The 14,402-nt window shown below is 66.5% G+C and carries 12 protein-coding genes; 8 read left to right on the top strand and 4 right to left on the bottom strand.

All coding sequences use genetic code 11. From position 1 onward, the window contains the following. Positions 1–36 precede the first annotated feature (36 nt). Positions 37–1,521 (bottom strand): deoxyribodipyrimidine photo-lyase, encoded by a 1,485-nt coding sequence (locus tag IB236_RS09935; RefSeq protein ID WP_192420605.1) that lies wholly within the window; start codon positions 1,519–1,521, stop codon positions 37–39. A 21-nt stretch (positions 1,522–1,542) separates the two neighbouring features. Between IB236_RS09935 and IB236_RS09930 the strand changes: the two genes are divergently transcribed. From IB236_RS09930 to IB236_RS09900, 7 genes are all read left to right on the top strand, one after another. Beyond that, positions 1,543–2,142, top strand: coding sequence for a YqgE/AlgH family protein (locus IB236_RS09930; RefSeq protein WP_015015583.1), 600 nt, complete (start codon positions 1,543–1,545; stop codon positions 2,140–2,142). Continuing rightward, positions 2,139–2,570, top strand: a complete 432-nt coding sequence (gene ruvX / locus IB236_RS09925; RefSeq protein WP_099729341.1) for a Holliday junction resolvase RuvX — start codon at positions 2,139–2,141, stop codon at positions 2,568–2,570. The genes IB236_RS09930 and ruvX overlap by 4 nt, the downstream gene beginning before the upstream one ends. Then, on the top strand, positions 2,567–3,091 hold the full coding sequence (gene pyrR / locus IB236_RS09920; RefSeq protein ID WP_060987636.1) for a bifunctional pyr operon transcriptional regulator/uracil phosphoribosyltransferase PyrR: 525 nt from the start codon (positions 2,567–2,569) through the stop codon (positions 3,089–3,091). Before ruvX ends, pyrR begins: the two co-directional genes overlap by 4 nt. A 12-nt stretch (positions 3,092–3,103) precedes the next feature. Continuing rightward, the gene (locus tag IB236_RS09915; protein WP_056066217.1) at positions 3,104–4,066 is read left to right on the top strand and encodes an aspartate carbamoyltransferase catalytic subunit; all 963 of its coding nucleotides are present in this window, start codon (positions 3,104–3,106) and stop codon (positions 4,064–4,066) included. 79 nt (positions 4,067–4,145) lie between these two features. After that, a complete protein-coding gene (locus IB236_RS09910; RefSeq protein WP_099729342.1) occupies positions 4,146–5,441 on the top strand; it encodes a dihydroorotase in 1,296 nt (431 codons plus the stop codon). Positions 5,442–5,474: 33 nt separating this feature from the next. Further along, the gene (locus IB236_RS09905; RefSeq protein ID WP_099729343.1) at positions 5,475–6,212 is read left to right on the top strand and encodes a 1-acyl-sn-glycerol-3-phosphate acyltransferase; all 738 of its coding nucleotides are present in this window, start codon (positions 5,475–5,477) and stop codon (positions 6,210–6,212) included. Between the two features lie 186 nt (positions 6,213–6,398). Then, entirely contained in the window at positions 6,399–7,631 is a 1,233-nt protein-coding gene (locus tag IB236_RS09900) for a Yip1 family protein (RefSeq protein WP_192420404.1), read from the top strand. 84 nt (positions 7,632–7,715) lie between these two features. Here IB236_RS09900 and IB236_RS09895 read toward each other — a convergent pair whose 3' ends face one another. Further along, on the bottom strand, positions 7,716–8,780 hold the full coding sequence (locus tag IB236_RS09895) for an ABC transporter ATP-binding protein (RefSeq protein WP_056066206.1): 1,065 nt from the start codon (positions 8,778–8,780) through the stop codon (positions 7,716–7,718). 121 nt (positions 8,781–8,901) lie between these two features. On the opposite strand from IB236_RS09895, the gene IB236_RS09890 reads away from it, so the two are divergent. Next, positions 8,902–10,539 carry an iron ABC transporter permease gene (locus IB236_RS09890; protein WP_192420603.1) on the top strand — a complete coding sequence of 546 codons (1,638 nt, stop codon included), beginning with the start codon at positions 8,902–8,904 and terminating at the stop codon, positions 10,537–10,539. Positions 10,540–10,576: 37 nt separating this feature from the next. On the opposite strand, the gene IB236_RS09885 is transcribed toward IB236_RS09890, so the two are convergent. Continuing rightward, complete coding sequence (locus tag IB236_RS09885; protein WP_225581050.1) at positions 10,577–12,367, bottom strand: ATP-binding protein; 1,791 nt, start codon at positions 12,365–12,367, stop codon at positions 10,577–10,579. Between the two features lie 447 nt (positions 12,368–12,814). Next, on the bottom strand, positions 12,815–14,254 hold the full coding sequence (locus IB236_RS09880) for an aldehyde dehydrogenase family protein (RefSeq protein ID WP_192420402.1): 1,440 nt from the start codon (positions 14,252–14,254) through the stop codon (positions 12,815–12,817). Between the last annotated feature and the right edge of the window lie 148 nt (positions 14,255–14,402).

Raw genomic sequence — 14,402 nt, 5'->3', positions numbered from 1 at the left:
TCGGCGACCTGCTTGAGTCTGTGGGTCCGTGTGTTGTCACCCTGCAGCCGTCTTCACCACGGCATACCGCTCCAACGTGCGTTGCCGTGCGGCATCGTGCTCCACCACGGGTAAGGGATAGGTGTCTCCCAGGCGCACGCCCGCTTCCTGCAACTCCAGCGGGCGCGCCAGCCAGGGGGCGTGGAGTGCCTTGGTGGGGAGCGCTGCGAGCTGGGGTAGGTAACGGCGGATGAACTTGCCTTCCGGGTCGAACTTCTCGCTCTGGCTGACCGGGTTGAAGATGCGGAAATAGGGCTGGGCATCACACCCGCTGGAGCTGGCCCACTGCCAGCCACCGTTGTTGGCGGCCAGGTCGAAGTCATTGAGGTGCGTGGCAAAGTAGGCCTCGCCGCGGCGCCAGTCGATGCCCAGGTCTTTCACCAGAAAGCTTGCCACCACCATGCGCAGGCGGTTGTGCATGTAGCCCGTCTGGTTGATCTGCGCCATGGCGGCATCCACCAGCGGGTAGCCGGTGCGGCCCTCGCACCAGGCGGCAAACAGGGCGTCGGCCCCGGTGCCAGTCTCCCAGGCGATGGCATCGTAGGCCGGTTTGAAGCTCTGGCCCACCACATGCGGGTGGTGGTGCAGGATCTGGAAGTAGAAGTCCCGCCAGATCAGTTCGCTGAGCCAGGTCGTGGCGCCCGGGTTGCCCTCCAGCATCAGGCGGTGCGCCGTGCGTGCCAGCAAGCGCGGCGAGATGGTGCCAAAACGCAGGTGCACGCTCAGGTAGCTGGGCCCTTTCACCGCCGGAAAGTTGCGCGTGTCCTCATACCGCTCGATGCGGCCGAGAAAATCGTCGAATAACTGCTGTGCGCCCTGGGCGCCGGTGGGCAGGCGCAGCTGGGACAGCGCTGTGGGCTCAAACCCGAGGTCCTGCAAAGTGGGCACCGGCTGGCAATAGGCTTCCGGTCGTGCGGCCAGATGGTGGGCGTGGCGCTCCACCGGATAGCTCTTGAGCTGGAACACATCGATCTTCTTGAGCCATGCATTCTTGTACGGTGTGAACACGCTGTACGGGTTGCCGGTCTGCGTTAGCACCTCGCTGCGCTCGAGCAGGGTATGGTCCTTGAACGTATGGAAGGCCTTGCCTGCAGCCGCCACGCGCGTGCGCACCAGGCGGTCGCGGTCCAGCGCCTGGGGTTCGTCATCGTGGTTGGCAAAGACCGCCTGCACGTCCAGGGCGTTGGCCAGTGCCGGAATGGCATCGCTGGCCACCGCGTGCCACACGATGAGGCCTCCCCTTTCATGCCCCGAAAGTGCGCGCAGGGTTTCATCTAGCTCCACCAGCGACTCCCGGATGAACTCCACCCGCCGGTCGGCGCGGGGCAGGGCATCGAGGATGTCCTCATCAAAAACAAAAGTGCAGAACACCTGCTCGCAGCGCGTCAGCGCGTGGTACAGGGCCGCCTGGTCGTGGGCACGCAGATCGCGGCGGAACCAGACCAGGCCACGGGAGTAAGTGGGCTCGGGGGAGGGGGGCATGTTCACCGTTAAAATTGCGGGATGTCTTTCGATTCTGCGCCCATCAACCTGACGCATCACTTCCTGATCGCGATGCCCGGCCTGGAAGATGAGTCTTTTGCGCGCAGCGTCGTCTATCTGTGTGAGCACAGCGAACGCGGTGCGCTTGGCCTCATCATCAACAAGCCCACCGATATCACCCTCAAGGGCCTGTTTGACAAGGTGGACCTGTCGCTGCGCCGCGAGGACCTCACCAAAGAGCCCGTTTTTCAGGGCGGCCCGGTGCAGACCGAGCGCGGATTTGTGCTGCACGAACCCATGCTCATGGACAAGGGGGAAACCGACGAGTCGGCCTACGCCTCCACCATGACCATCCCCGGTGGCCTGGAGATGACCACCTCCAAGGACGTGCTCGAAGCCCTTTCCACGGGCGCAGGTCCCCGCCGCGTGCTCATCACGCTGGGGTATTCGTCCTGGGGCGAGGGTCAGTTGGAGTCTGAGCTTGCCGAGAACGCCTGGCTCACGGTGGCCGCCGATCTGTCGGTGATCTTCGACACGCCCGTGCCCGAGCGGTACGACCGGGCCCTGTCGCTTCTGGGCTTGCAGGCCTGGATGCTGTCGCCCGAGGCGGGGCACGCATGACTGGCGCGCCCGCTCAGTCCATCCAGCCGCCAGCCGTTCCTGCGCATTTCCAGACCTTTCTTGCTTTTGACTTTGGGCTCAAGCGCACGGGCGTGGCCTCGGGCAACCGCATGCTCAAGAGCGCCACACCCCAGCGCACCATCCAGGCCGAGGGCGACGCCCGTTTTGCCCATGTGGCCGAGCGCATCAAGGAATGGCAGCCCGATGCGCTGGTGATCGGTGTGCCCTACCACCCCGACGGCGCGGCCCACGAAAACACCGCGCGTGCTCTCAAGTTCGGACGCCAGTTGCGCGGGCGCTTTGGCTTGCAGGTGTTCGAGGTGGACGAGCGCTACAGCACCACCGAAGCCATTGCAGGTGGTGCCAAGGATGCCGACGCCGCCTCGGCCTGCATCATCCTGGAACAGTTTTTGAGGAATCTCCCATGACCACCCCATCCCCCGGAATGTCCGGCAGCCTGGTGCTTGATGCCGAGGCGCTGTACCGCGAACTGCTGCGCGGCGTGCGCAGCATGTTGACTCCCACCACGCGCCTGGCGGGCATCGCCTCCGGCGGCGCCTGGCTGGCCGAGCGCCTGCAAAAAGACCTGGGCCTGGAAGGCCCGGCCGGTGTGTTGTCATCGGTGATGCACCGCGACGACTTCGCCCAGCGTGGCCTGTCGGCCAGTGCGCAGACCGCGCTGCCGTTTGACGTGAACGGTGCCGACGTGCTGGTGCTCGACGACGTGCTCTACACCGGCCGCACCATCCGCGCCGTGCTCAACGAGCTGTTCGACTATGGCCGCCCCGCCAGCGTGCGCCTGGCGGTGCTGGTGGACCGTGGCGGACGCGAGCTGCCCGTGCAGGCCGACTTTGCTGCTGCCCGCGTGGCCCTGCCGGTCGCCCATTCGCTGGCCCTGGCGCGTGGCGACAGCGGCACCTTCCAATTCCAAGTCCAAGACAAAGACTAAAGAGGCCTGACCGTGCTGCACAAGCGCAATCCCCAACTCAACGGCAACGGCGAACTCATCCACCTGCTGTCCATCGAGGGCCTGCCGCGCGACATCGTCACGCACATCCTCGACACGGCCGCCAACTTCGTCAGCGTCAACGACCGCGAAGTCAAGAAGGTGCCCCTCTTGCGCGGCAAGAGCGTGTTCAACCTGTTCTTCGAGAACAGCACGCGTACGCGCACCACGTTCGAGATCGCGGCCAAGCGCCTGTCGGCCGACGTGATCAACCTGGACATCGCGCGCAGCTCGGCCAGCAAGGGCGAGTCGCTGCTCGACACCATCGCCAACCTGAGCGCGATGGCCGCCGACCTGTTCGTGGTGCGGCACAGCGAATCCGGCGCGCCTTACCTGATCGCGCAGCACGTGGCGCCGCATGTGCACGTGATCAACGCCGGCGACGGACGCCATGCCCACCCCACGCAGGGGCTGCTGGACATGTACACCATCCGCCACTACAAGAAGGACTTCAGCAACCTCACGGTGGCCATCGTGGGCGATGTGCTGCACTCGCGCGTGGCGCGCTCCGACATCCACGGCCTGACCACCTTGGGCTGCGCCGAAGTGCGTGTGGTGGGTCCGCGCACCCTGGTGCCGTCGGACATGGCGCAGATGGGCGTGCGGGTGTGCCACACGCTTGAAGAAGGCATCAAGGATGCCGACGTGGTCATCATGCTGCGCCTGCAGAACGAGCGCATGAGCGGTGCGCTGCTGCCTTCCAGCCAGGAGTATTTCAAGAGCTTCGGCCTCACGCAGGAAAAGCTGCAACTGGCCAAGCCCGACGCCATCGTCATGCACCCCGGCCCCATCAACCGTGGCGTGGAGATCGACTCCGCCGTGGTGGATGGCAAGCAGAGCGTGATCCTGCCGCAGGTGACCTTCGGCATCGCGGTGCGCATGGCGGTCATGTCCATCGTCGCGGGGAACGAGGCGTGACCTTGAGGATGAATACTCCTGTTTTCATAGCTGCTCGTGCTTATCAATCAAGCGCTAGCAGCCAATTTGGCTTGAAATCATGAAGATACTGATCCAGAACGGCCGTGTGATCGACCCCGCCTCGGGCCTTGACCAGACCTGCGACATCGCGCTGGCGGCGGGCCGCATCGTGGGGGTCAACCGCGTGCCGCCCGACTTTGCGCCCAACCGCACCATCAACGCTGCCGGCTGCATCGTGTTGCCCGGTCTGGTGGACCTGGCCGCGCGCCTGCGCGAGCCCGGCCACGAGCACGAGGGCATGCTCGAATCCGAAATGGCTGCGGCCGTGGCCGGTGGCGTGACCAGCCTGGTCTGCCCACCCGATACCGACCCCGTGCTCGACGAGCCCGGCCTGGTGGAGATGCTCAAGTTCCGCGCCGAGAAGCTGCACCAGTCGCGCCTGTTCCCGCTGGGCGCGCTCACGCGCAACCTCGCTGGCGAGGTGCTGACCGAGATGGCCGAGCTGACCGAGTCCGGCTGCGTGGGCTTTGGCCAGGCCGAGGTGCCACTGGCCAGCACCCAGGTGCTGCAGCGCGCGCTGCAGTACGCAGCCACCTTTGGCTACACCGTGTGGTTGCGTCCGCAAGAGATGCACCTGGGCAAGGGCGTGGCCGCCAGCGGTGCGCTGGCCACGCGACTGGGCCTGTCGGGCGTGCCCGTGGCGGCCGAGACCATTGCGCTGCACACCATTTTTGAACTGCTCAAGACCACCGGCGCGCGCGTGCACCTGTGCCGCCTGAGCAGCGCTGCGGGCGTGGAGCTGGTACGCCGCGCCAAGGCCGATGGCCTGAAGGTCACGGCCGATGTCAGTATCAACTCGCTGCACCTCACCGAAAACGACATCGGCTTCTTCGACAGCCGCGCGCGCCTGACGCCGCCGCTGCGCCAGCAGCGCGACCGCGACGCCCTGAGCGCGGCGCTGCTCGACGGCACCATCGATGCGCTGGTGTCCGACCACACCCCGGTGGATGAAGACGCCAAGACCCTGCCGTTTGCCGAAGCCGAGCCCGGCGCCACGGGGCTGGAGCTGCTGCTGTCGCTGGCGCTCAAGTGGTCGCAAGACAGTGGTGTGCCTTTGCAGCGCGCGCTGGCAGTGGTCACGGCAGAGCCCGCACGCGTGCTGGGCAATGCGCTGGGCACCTTGCAGGCCAGCGTCGGCCAGATCGTGGAAGGCGGCGTGGGCGACCTCTGCATCTTCGACCCGCAGGCAGCGTGGACGGTGCAGGACGATGCGCTCGCCAGCCAGGGCAAACACACGCCGTTCTCGGGCTACGAACTGCCCGGCCGCGTGCGCATGACCCTGGTCGGCGGACAGGTCGCTTTTGACCGCAGCTGAGACGGCGCGACGCTGCGATAGCAAGGCCCGGCCGTGAAGTTCCTGCGCGCCAGCTGGCGCCTCTTGCGGCTGCTGGGCCACATTGCCAAGGGCCTGTGGATTGTGGCGCTGCGGTTTCCGTCGCTGTCGCCGGACCAGCAACACGCCCGCGTGCAGGTGTGGTCGCTGGAGCTGCTGGCCCATGCGGGCATCAGCCTGCGCATCCTGGGGCAGCCCCCGGTGACTGGCCCGGTGATGCTGGTGGCCAACCACATCTCGTGGCTCGATATTCCGGTGATGCACGCGGCGCGGCACTGCCGCTTTGTCTCCAAGTCCGACGTGCAGGCCTGGCCGCTGATCGGCACCCTGGCCACGGCGGCGGGCACGCTCTACATCGAACGCAGCTCGCGCCGCGATGCGCTGCGCATGGTGCGCTTGATGCAGGAAGCGCTGGAGCGCGGCGAGGTGCTGGCCGTGTTCCCCGAAGGCACCACGGGCGACGGGCGCGAGATGCTGCCCTTCCACGCCAACCTGCTGCAGGCCGCCGTGGCTGCAAAGGCGCCCGTGCAGCCCGTAGGCCTGCGCTTTGCCGACAAGGCCACGGGCGCCACCAGTTTTGCGCCCAGCTACATCGGCGACGAAACCCTGGTGGGCTCGATCTGGCGCACGCTCAGCGCCCCGCCGATCGAGGCCGTCGTGCACTACGGCCTGCCCGAGCTGGCGGGTGATCGCGACCGCCGCACCTGGACGCAGCACCTGCACGACACGGTCGATCAACTGCGCAAGGCCTGAGAACGCACACAGGTTCCCTGGGTTCCCGACGAGCTGTCTTTGTGCGGCAAAAGCGTGCATATTCCACGCTTTGGGCCCTGCAGGTGGCCGTCCAGGTGGTCTGCCCGGTGCAATGTCCCGTATTGTCCGCGCTTTCCATTTGCCTGCGGGTCATCGCAGGCCTTTGCACACTGCCGGGAGGGCACCATGAACCTGATTGAACGCGCCAAAAGCATTCTTCTGCAACCCAAAGAGGCCTGGGCCACCATCGATGCGGAGGCCACCCACACCGCCACCCTGTTCACCCGCTACGCCATGATCCTGGCCGCCATTCCGGCGGTCTGCGGTTTCATCGGCATGTCGCTGATCGGCTTTGGCGGTTTTGGGGTCACCATCCGCGTGCCTTTTGTCTCCGGGCTGGTGAACATGGTCGTGTCATACGGGTTGAGCCTGGTGGGCTTGCTGGTGCTCGGTTTCATCATCGATGCGCTGGCGCCCACCTTCGGCGGGCAAAAGAACGCCATCCAGGCACAGAAGGTGGCGGTGTACGCCAGCACGGCCGCCCTGCTGGGCGGAGTATTCAGCCTGCTGCCATCGCTGGCCATGCTGGGCCTGCTGGCGGCGGTGTACTCCATCTACCTGCTCTACACAGGCCTGCCTGTGCTCATGCGCAGTGCGCCCGAAAAGTCGGTGGGCTACACGGTGGTGGTCATCATTGCTGCCATCGTGATGGGTGTGGTCATCGGTGCCGTCAGTGCGCTGTTCATGCCGCGCAGCGGTGCGCTGTTTGGCGGTGCCGATGCCCCTGCCATCACCATGAACACGCCCGGTGGCAAGGTGTCCATCGACACCGCCGGCCTGGAAGCTGCCGGCAAGAAGATGGAAGAAGCCGCCCGCAAGATGGAAGAGGCCCAGAAGAGCCAGGATCCGGCCGCCATCGCAGCCGCCACGGGCGATGCCGCCAAGGCCGCTGCGGGTGTGCTGGGTGGTGGTCAGGCCATTGCGGCCCAGTCGCTCAAGGCGGCCCTGCCCGAGAAGCTGGCGGGCCTGCCCCGCACGGGTTTTGATGTGCAGGACGGTGCCGCCCTGGGCTTGCCCACCAGCCAGGCCAGCGCGCAATACGGCAAGGACGACAAGCAGCTGCGCCTGGAGATCGTGGACGTGGGCGGCCTGGGGCAGATGGCGGTGATGGCCATGGGCATGGTGCAGGGCGAGAAGGAAGACCAGACCAGCGCCGAAAAGACCTGGCAAGAGGGGGGGCGCACCCTGCACCAGCGCTACGACAAGGATGGCAGCCACGCAGAGTTCAAGACCATCCTGAAGAACGGCCTTGTGGTCAGCATCGAGGGCGACAAGATTGGCGTGAAAGAGCTGCGGGGCCTGATGTCGCAAGTGGACCTGAACGGCCTGGAGGGCCTGCAGCGCAAGGGCAAGTCCTGAGCGGAAGGGTGGTTGCTATTGATTCAATAGCTATTCAGGCATGCTCGACTAGCGCATCCGGCCGATTTTGATTCCATCACCGCCTCAGCCACGCGGAAACGTCACCACATGGTCGACCTGGGCGCGGATGCCGATCCACTCGCCCAGCGCGTGGTCGTGGTGGCTGGGCACATGGGCCAGCACCGTGTGGCCACTGGCCAGGCGCAGGGTGTACAGAAACTCCGACCCCCGGAACGACTTGCGCACGATTTGCGCCTGCACGGGCGCGTGGTCGTCGTGCACGATGTCGTCGGCGCGCAGCAGCACATCACATTCACCCGCAGGGTAGCTGCTGGGCAGGGGGCACTCATCCAGGTCAGTCAGGTCGCCCAAGGGTGTTTGGGCCACCACGTTGTTGCCGCGCTGCACCAGCGTGGCGGGGGCAAACACGCCGTGGCCGATGAAGTCGGCCACAAACCGCGTGGCGGGGCGGTGGTACAGGGTGTACGCATCGTCCCACTGGTGCAGGTGGCCTTCGTTCATCACGCCGATCACATCGCCGATGGCAAACGCCTCGAACTGGTCGTGCGTCACAAACAGCGCCGTGGCGCCTGCTGCCTTGAGAATGCCGCGCACCTCGTGTGCCAGGCGCTCGCGCAGGTCCACGTCGAGGTTGGAAAACGGCTCGTCCAGCAGCATGAGCTGTGGGCGCGGCGCCAGCGCACGCGCCAGCGCTACACGCTGCTGCTGGCCGCCAGAGAGTTCGTGCGGGTAGCGGTGCTCGCTGCCCGTCAGGCCCACCAGCTGCAGCACCTCAGCCACCCGCGCGGCCTGCTCGGCCTTGGGCAACTGGTGGATGCCAAACGCCACATTGCGGCCCACCGACAGGTGCGGGAACAGCGCATAGTCCTGGAACACCATGCCGATACGGCGCAGCTCGGGTGGCACGCTCAGGCGAGCGCTGCTGACCACGCTTTTGGTGAGGCGGATTTCGCCCCCCGTCACGGGCTCCAGCCCGGCCACGGCGCGCAGCAGGGTGGTCTTGCCGCAGCCGGAGGGGCCGATCAGCACGCCGATGTCACCCGCTTTCAGGCTGAGCGTGACGCCTTGCACTGCGGCCTGTGCGCGGCCTGCGTAGTGCACTTCGAGTTGGGAGACCTCAAGAAACATATCTGTGCATTTTAGGCGGGGTGGAGTGAATGCTTAAAATTCGCATTTGCATTCCTGGGTGCTGCGGTGCCCATGCCTTTCGGCAGGTGTGCGCTTTCTTTCCTCTGCCGAGCCCATCGCCTTGCGCCGCACGCCGTCCTCTGTCTTTCGCAGCATCCCGCTGATCCTGTTTGCAGGCTTTCTGGCCTTGCCGGTGCTGGCGGTGCTGGCGTCGTGGCTGCCGTTCTCGCCCACCGGGCAGGGCGATGCGCAGACGGGCGCCATCCTGCGCGAAATGGCGGCCACGGTGCTGCCCGGCTATGTGTGGACCACGCTGTGGCTCAGCGTGCTGGTTGCGCTGGGCGCGGCCGTGGTGGGCACGCTGGCGGCTGCGGCCGTGACGCTGTTCGACTTTCCGGGCCGCCGCACCTTTGAATGGCTGCTGCTGTTGCCGCTGGCGATGCCCGCCTACGTGACGGCCTACGCCTACACCGACTTTCTGCAGTTCAGCGGCCCGCTGCAGGTGGGCCTGCGAAATACCTTCGGCCTGGAAGGCCGCCTGCTGCCCGAGGTGCGCAGCCTGGGCGGCGCGGTCTGGGTGTTCATCTTCTCGCTCTACCCCTACGTGTACCTGCTGGCGCGTACGGCGCTGGGTGAGCGTGCCGCCCACCTCATGGAGGCCGCACGCCTGCTGGGCGCACCGCTGCCGCGCCGCATCCGCGCCGTGGCCCTGCCGCTGGCACGCCCGGCCGTGGCGGCTGGCGTGGCGCTGGTGCTGATGGAAACCCTGGCCGACTTTGGCGTGGCCAGCTACTTCGGCATCCAGACCTTCACCACGGGCATCTACAAGGCCTGGCTGTCCATGGACAACCGCCTGGCCGCCGCGCAGTTGGCGACCATGCTGCTGGTGGTGGTGATGGCGCTGCTGCACCTGGAGCACCGCGCGCAAAAGCGCATGCGTTTTGCCACCGGCGGCGGGCGCGCAGGCTCGGCCGAGGCGCAGCCGCTGCGGCTCCATGGTGCGCGCCGGTGGGCCGCCTGGGCGGTCTGTACGGTGCCGGTGGTCATGGGTTTTGTCGCCCCGGTGGCCTTCATGCTGCGGCCGCTGGCGGCCGACTGGTCGGTGCTGCCGTGGGAGCGGTTCATGGAATGGGCCTGGAACAGCGTGCGCTTAGGATGCATCACTGCGGCGCTGGCCGTCGCCATCGCGCTCGCCCTGGCTTTTGCGGTGCGCCGCCAGCCCGACGCCATCACGCGTGGCGTGGTGCAGCTGGCCAGCGTGGGTTATGCCGTGCCGGGCGCCGTCATCGTGGTGGGGCTGTTGTTGCCCGTAGGCTGGCTGCAGGCGGCCATGCCGCAGTGGGGCGTGGGCGCGCTGGTCACGGCCACGGCCTTTGGCATTGTGTGGGCCTACTTGGTGCGGTTTTGTGCAGTCGCCCTGCAATCCATGCAGAGCGGCTACGCGCGGATTCCGCCCAGCCTGGACGACTCTGCCCGCATGCTGGGCATGGGCAGCGCAGGCCTGCTGGCGCGCGTGCACTGGCCGCTGCTCAAGCGCTCTACCGCCGCCGCAGCGCTTCTGGTGTTTGTGGACGTGATGAAGGAGCTGCCCGCCACCATGGTGCTGCGCCCCTTCAACAGCGACACCCTGGCCGTGGTGGCCTATCAGCTGGCCCGCGACGAGCGCCTGGGCGAGGCGGCCTTGCCGTCACTGGCGCTGGTGGCCGTGGGGCTGGTGCCGGTGATTTTGCTCAGCCGTACGTTGCGCAGCCGGCACTGACTCTGCAACGCCGTAGGTCCCACCAGTACGAACCTGCTTACTGAGGCTCAGTGCCCGGGTTGCGCGGCAGGGTCAGCGTAAAGCGCGCGCCTTGGCCTTCTGCGGATGACAGCGTGAGCGCGCCCCCCATCAGCACCGCCAACGCCCGCGACAGCGCCAGGCCCAATCCGGTGCCACCGTGCTGGTAGCTCACCTGGTCGTCGCCCTGGCGGAATTTTTCGAAGATCGTTTCGTGCAGGTGCGCCGGGATGCCCGGGCCGGTGTCCACCACATGAAAGCGGACGGCGTCGTTGCTGGCGTCCACTTCGATGGTGACCGAGCCTGCGGTCGTGAATTTCATGGCGTTGGACAGCAGGTTGTTGAGCACCTGCTTGAGCCGCAGTCCGTCGCACATCAAAGTGTGGGGGGCGTCGGGGGCAATGCGCACATGGAGCGCCAGGTTCTTGTTGGCGGCCGTGACGGCAAAGAAGTCGGCGGTGGACTGAACAATCTCGGCCACGTTCTGCTCGGTGGGCATGTGGGGCATGGCACCGGCTTCCACCTTGGCCAGGTCCAGGATCTCGGTGAGCAGGGCATTGAGATGGTCGGCTGCCTTGCGGATCAGTCCGGCCTGCTCTTTGTATCGGGGCTGGTCCAGTCGCAGTTCCATCAGCTCGGCAAACCCCCGGATGCTGGTGAGGGGGGTGCGCAGCTCGTGCGACACGGCGGCCAGGAACTCGCTCTTGGCCTGGCTGGCCGAGCGGGCCTCGGCCTCGCTGATGCGCAAGGCGGCATTGGTGCTTTCAAGCTTGCGCACGCTGCGCACGAAGATGATCGCTGCACCCACCAGCGCCACACTGAACAGCGCCATGGTGAACAGGGCCACATTGCGGCTGGCGCGCCATTCCTGCAAGGCCTCGTCGGTGCTGGTGGCCACCACAACCAGCAAGGGGTATTCGCCCACGCGGCTGTAGGCATAGATGCGTTCGACGCCGTCGAGGCCGCTGGAGCGCACGTAGTTGCCGTTGGCCCCCAGTTCGTCCATGTTGTTGTTGGCAGCACGTGCCACCACGCTGCCCATGCCGACGCTTTGCCCACCCATGACGCGGGCGCGCACGGTGCTGTCGTTGCCGATGAGGGTCACCACCCCAATGCGCCCCAGCTGCACCCCCCGATAGACATCCTCAAAATAGCCGGGGTTCACGGAGGCCACCACCAGACCCGCGGTGCCGCCGTTGGCATCCGGGATCTTTCGCGATAGCTGGATGGTGGCCTTGCCAGACACCTTGCCCACCACCGGCTTGCCGACAAACAGTCCATGGGGTGTCTGCTGCAGGCGCGTGGCCTCTGCCGCTTTCGGGTTCAGGTGCACCTGCACATGTTCGCGATCCGACAGATCGACATGGCCGGTTTTTTCGCCGGAGGGGTCGATGTTGCTGCCGACAAACCGGCCATCTGGCCCCACCAGCGAGAGCTGGGTCAGGATTTTGGGCGCCAGCCCGGTTTCGTTGGCAAACCGTGTGAAATCCGCCTTTTCAAAGTCGTTGGCCTGGACCGCGTCCCGCATGCGGATCGTGGCCTGGTCCACCGCTGCCATCACCCGCACGGTCTGTTCGCCCAGGCTCAGTGCCAGGTTGCTGTTCTGCCGGACCTGCGCGTTCATCGCGTCACGCCAGGACACATTCATCAGGATGGCCACCGTGACCCAGGCCATCACCAGGACCAGGGCCGTGCCCCAAGCCACCATGGTGCGCAGGGGCAGGCTGGACGCCCGCCTGTGCGGCGATGACGGGTCGTCGATGAGCGGACGCCCAGCGGGGCTTGCGGAGGGGGATGCAGGAGCCGTCATGGGCGGGTGTTTCAAAACGCAACTGCAGCCATCATAGGCGCGCGGCCCGCCCTGGTCACGGGCGGACGATGGGCGCGGGAGGTTCACGCAACGGTGCGGCAGGCCATGTCATCCCGCCACCGCGCTGGTCAGGCGCACTGCCGCACGGCGCAGGCAGTGCCCAACCGACACTACGTCCCACCACAGGTGACGCCCCTGGCAGAGGCGCCCAGTCTCTGCCACGCAAGGGAGTCCCCAGGTTTCGCAGGGGGCATTGGTGAATCACATATGCTATAAATAGTGTAGCAATATATGCATGATTCACCTGCGCTTGCTGCCATTTTGGCTGTAAATCCATGCCAAACGGCATTGCGGGGCGGGCGCAGGGTTGCGCCGGCGCCCTGTCCAGTCGCCTTGGGACGTCGCGGCTGGTGCGGGCGACTGTGTCAGGCCTGCATCAGGCCTGGGTCAGGCTTGTGTGTAGGCCGTCTTTACCGTGGTGTAGAACTCTGCCGCGTAGCGCCCCTGCTCGCGCGGGCCGTAGCTGCTGCTCTTGCGGCCGCCGAACGGCACGTGGTAGTCCACGCCCGCTGTGGGCAGGTTCACCATCACCATGCCGGCCTGGGCGTGGCGCTTGAAGTGCGTGGCGTGCTTGAGGCTGGTGGTGGCAATGCCGCTGGCCAGGCCGAAGGGCGTGTCATTGGCCAGGGCCAGCGCCTCTTCGTAGTTTTTGGCGCGCAACACGCTCACCACGGGGCCGAAGATTTCTTCGCGGTTGATGCGCATGCCGGGCGTGGTCTCTGTGAACAGGGCGGGGCGCAGGTAGTAGCCCGGGGCTCCGTCGGCGTTCTTCTCCAGTGCTTCGCCGCCAAAGGCCAGCTTGGCGCCTTCCTGCTGGCCGATGCCGATGTATTCCAGGTCTTGTGCGAGCTGGCGGTCGTCCACCACGGGGCCGATGTCGGTGCCGGTCTTGCGGGCGTCATCCACCTTCAGGGTCTTCATCTTCTCGACCATGGCGGCCACGAAGCGGTCGTGGATGCCTTCGGTCACGATCACGCGGCTGCTGGCGGTGCAGCGCTGGCCGGTGGAGAAGAAGCCGCTGTTGATGGCCGCGCCCACGGCCACGTTCAGGTCCGCGTCGTCCAGCACCACAAACGGGTTCTTGCCGCCCATCTCCAGCTGCACCTTGGCGCCACGTGGCACGCAGGCCGCTGCCACGCGCTGACCGGTGCCGACCGAGCCGGTAAAGCTCACGCCCGCAATGCGCTCGTCTTCGAGCAGCACGGCGCCCACGTCCGAACCCCGGCCCATCACCAGGTTGAACACACCAGCGGGCAGGCCCGCACGGTGCAGGATGTCGGCCAGCGCCCAGGCAGAGCCGGGCACCACCTCGGCGGGCTTGAACACCACCGTGTTGCCGTAGGCCAATGCGGGCGCAATCTTCCAGGCCGGGATGGCGATGGGGAAGTTCCACGGTGTGATGATGCCGATGGCGCCCAGCGGCTCGCGTGTGATCTCAATGCCCACGCCAGGGCGCACGGACGGGATCATCTCGCCACCGGGGCGCAGCGCCTCGCCGGCAAAGAACTTGAAGATGGCGGCGGCGCGGCCCACTTCGCCAATCGCTTCGGGCAGGGTCTTGCCTTCTTCGCGGGCCAGCAGGTCGCCCAGCTCGGCCTTGCGGGCGATGATCTCGTTGCCCACCGCGTCCAGGATGTCAAAGCGCTGCTGGGGCGTGGACAGGCTCCATGCCGGAAAGGCCGCGTGCGCTGAGGCCACAGCCTCCAGCGCCTGCTCGCGGCTGGCCACGGCGTAGTCGCCGATCACGTCGCGCGTGTCGGAGGGGTTGGTGTTCTGGTACGTGCGGACGCCTTCGGTCCAGTTGCCGGCGATCAGGTTTGCGTGCATGGCGGTGGTGGTGTGAAAGGGTGGGTGGTTGAAGAAATTCGAATCACAGCCCCGGTGCCGTGATCGCGTGGCCAGGAGCGCTGGCCGCCACAGGGGCTGCCCATTCAGGCAAGGCCGTACGCCATGGCATGGCCGCTGCGGATTTGTT

Source organism: Acidovorax sp. ACV02 (genome assembly GCF_014851475.1).
In the GTDB taxonomy this organism is placed as follows: Bacteria; Pseudomonadota; Gammaproteobacteria; order Burkholderiales; family Burkholderiaceae_C; genus Acidovorax; species Acidovorax delafieldii.
This window is presented reverse-complemented; position numbering and strand designations above follow the sequence as displayed.

Coding starts and splice junctions, on each gene's coding strand:
- IB236_RS09910 (WP_099729342.1), top strand. CDS start 4,146: ATGAAGATACTGATCCAGAACGGCCGTGTGATCGACCCCGCCTCGGGC.
- IB236_RS09900 (WP_192420404.1), top strand. CDS start 6,399: ATGAACCTGATTGAACGCGCCAAAAGCATTCTTCTGCAACCCAAAGAG.
- IB236_RS09880 (WP_192420402.1), bottom strand. CDS start 14,254: ATGCACGCAAACCTGATCGCCGGCAACTGGACCGAAGGCGTCCGCACG.
- pyrR (WP_060987636.1), top strand. CDS start 2,567: ATGACCACCCCATCCCCCGGAATGTCCGGCAGCCTGGTGCTTGATGCC.
- IB236_RS09935 (WP_192420605.1), bottom strand. CDS start 1,521: ATGCCCCCCTCCCCCGAGCCCACTTACTCCCGTGGCCTGGTCTGGTTC.
- IB236_RS09885 (WP_225581050.1), bottom strand. CDS start 12,367: ATGACGGCTCCTGCATCCCCCTCCGCAAGCCCCGCTGGGCGTCCGCTC.
- ruvX (WP_099729341.1), top strand. CDS start 2,139: ATGACTGGCGCGCCCGCTCAGTCCATCCAGCCGCCAGCCGTTCCTGCG.
- IB236_RS09930 (WP_015015583.1), top strand. CDS start 1,543: ATGTCTTTCGATTCTGCGCCCATCAACCTGACGCATCACTTCCTGATC.
- IB236_RS09895 (WP_056066206.1), bottom strand. CDS start 8,780: ATGTTTCTTGAGGTCTCCCAACTCGAAGTGCACTACGCAGGCCGCGCA.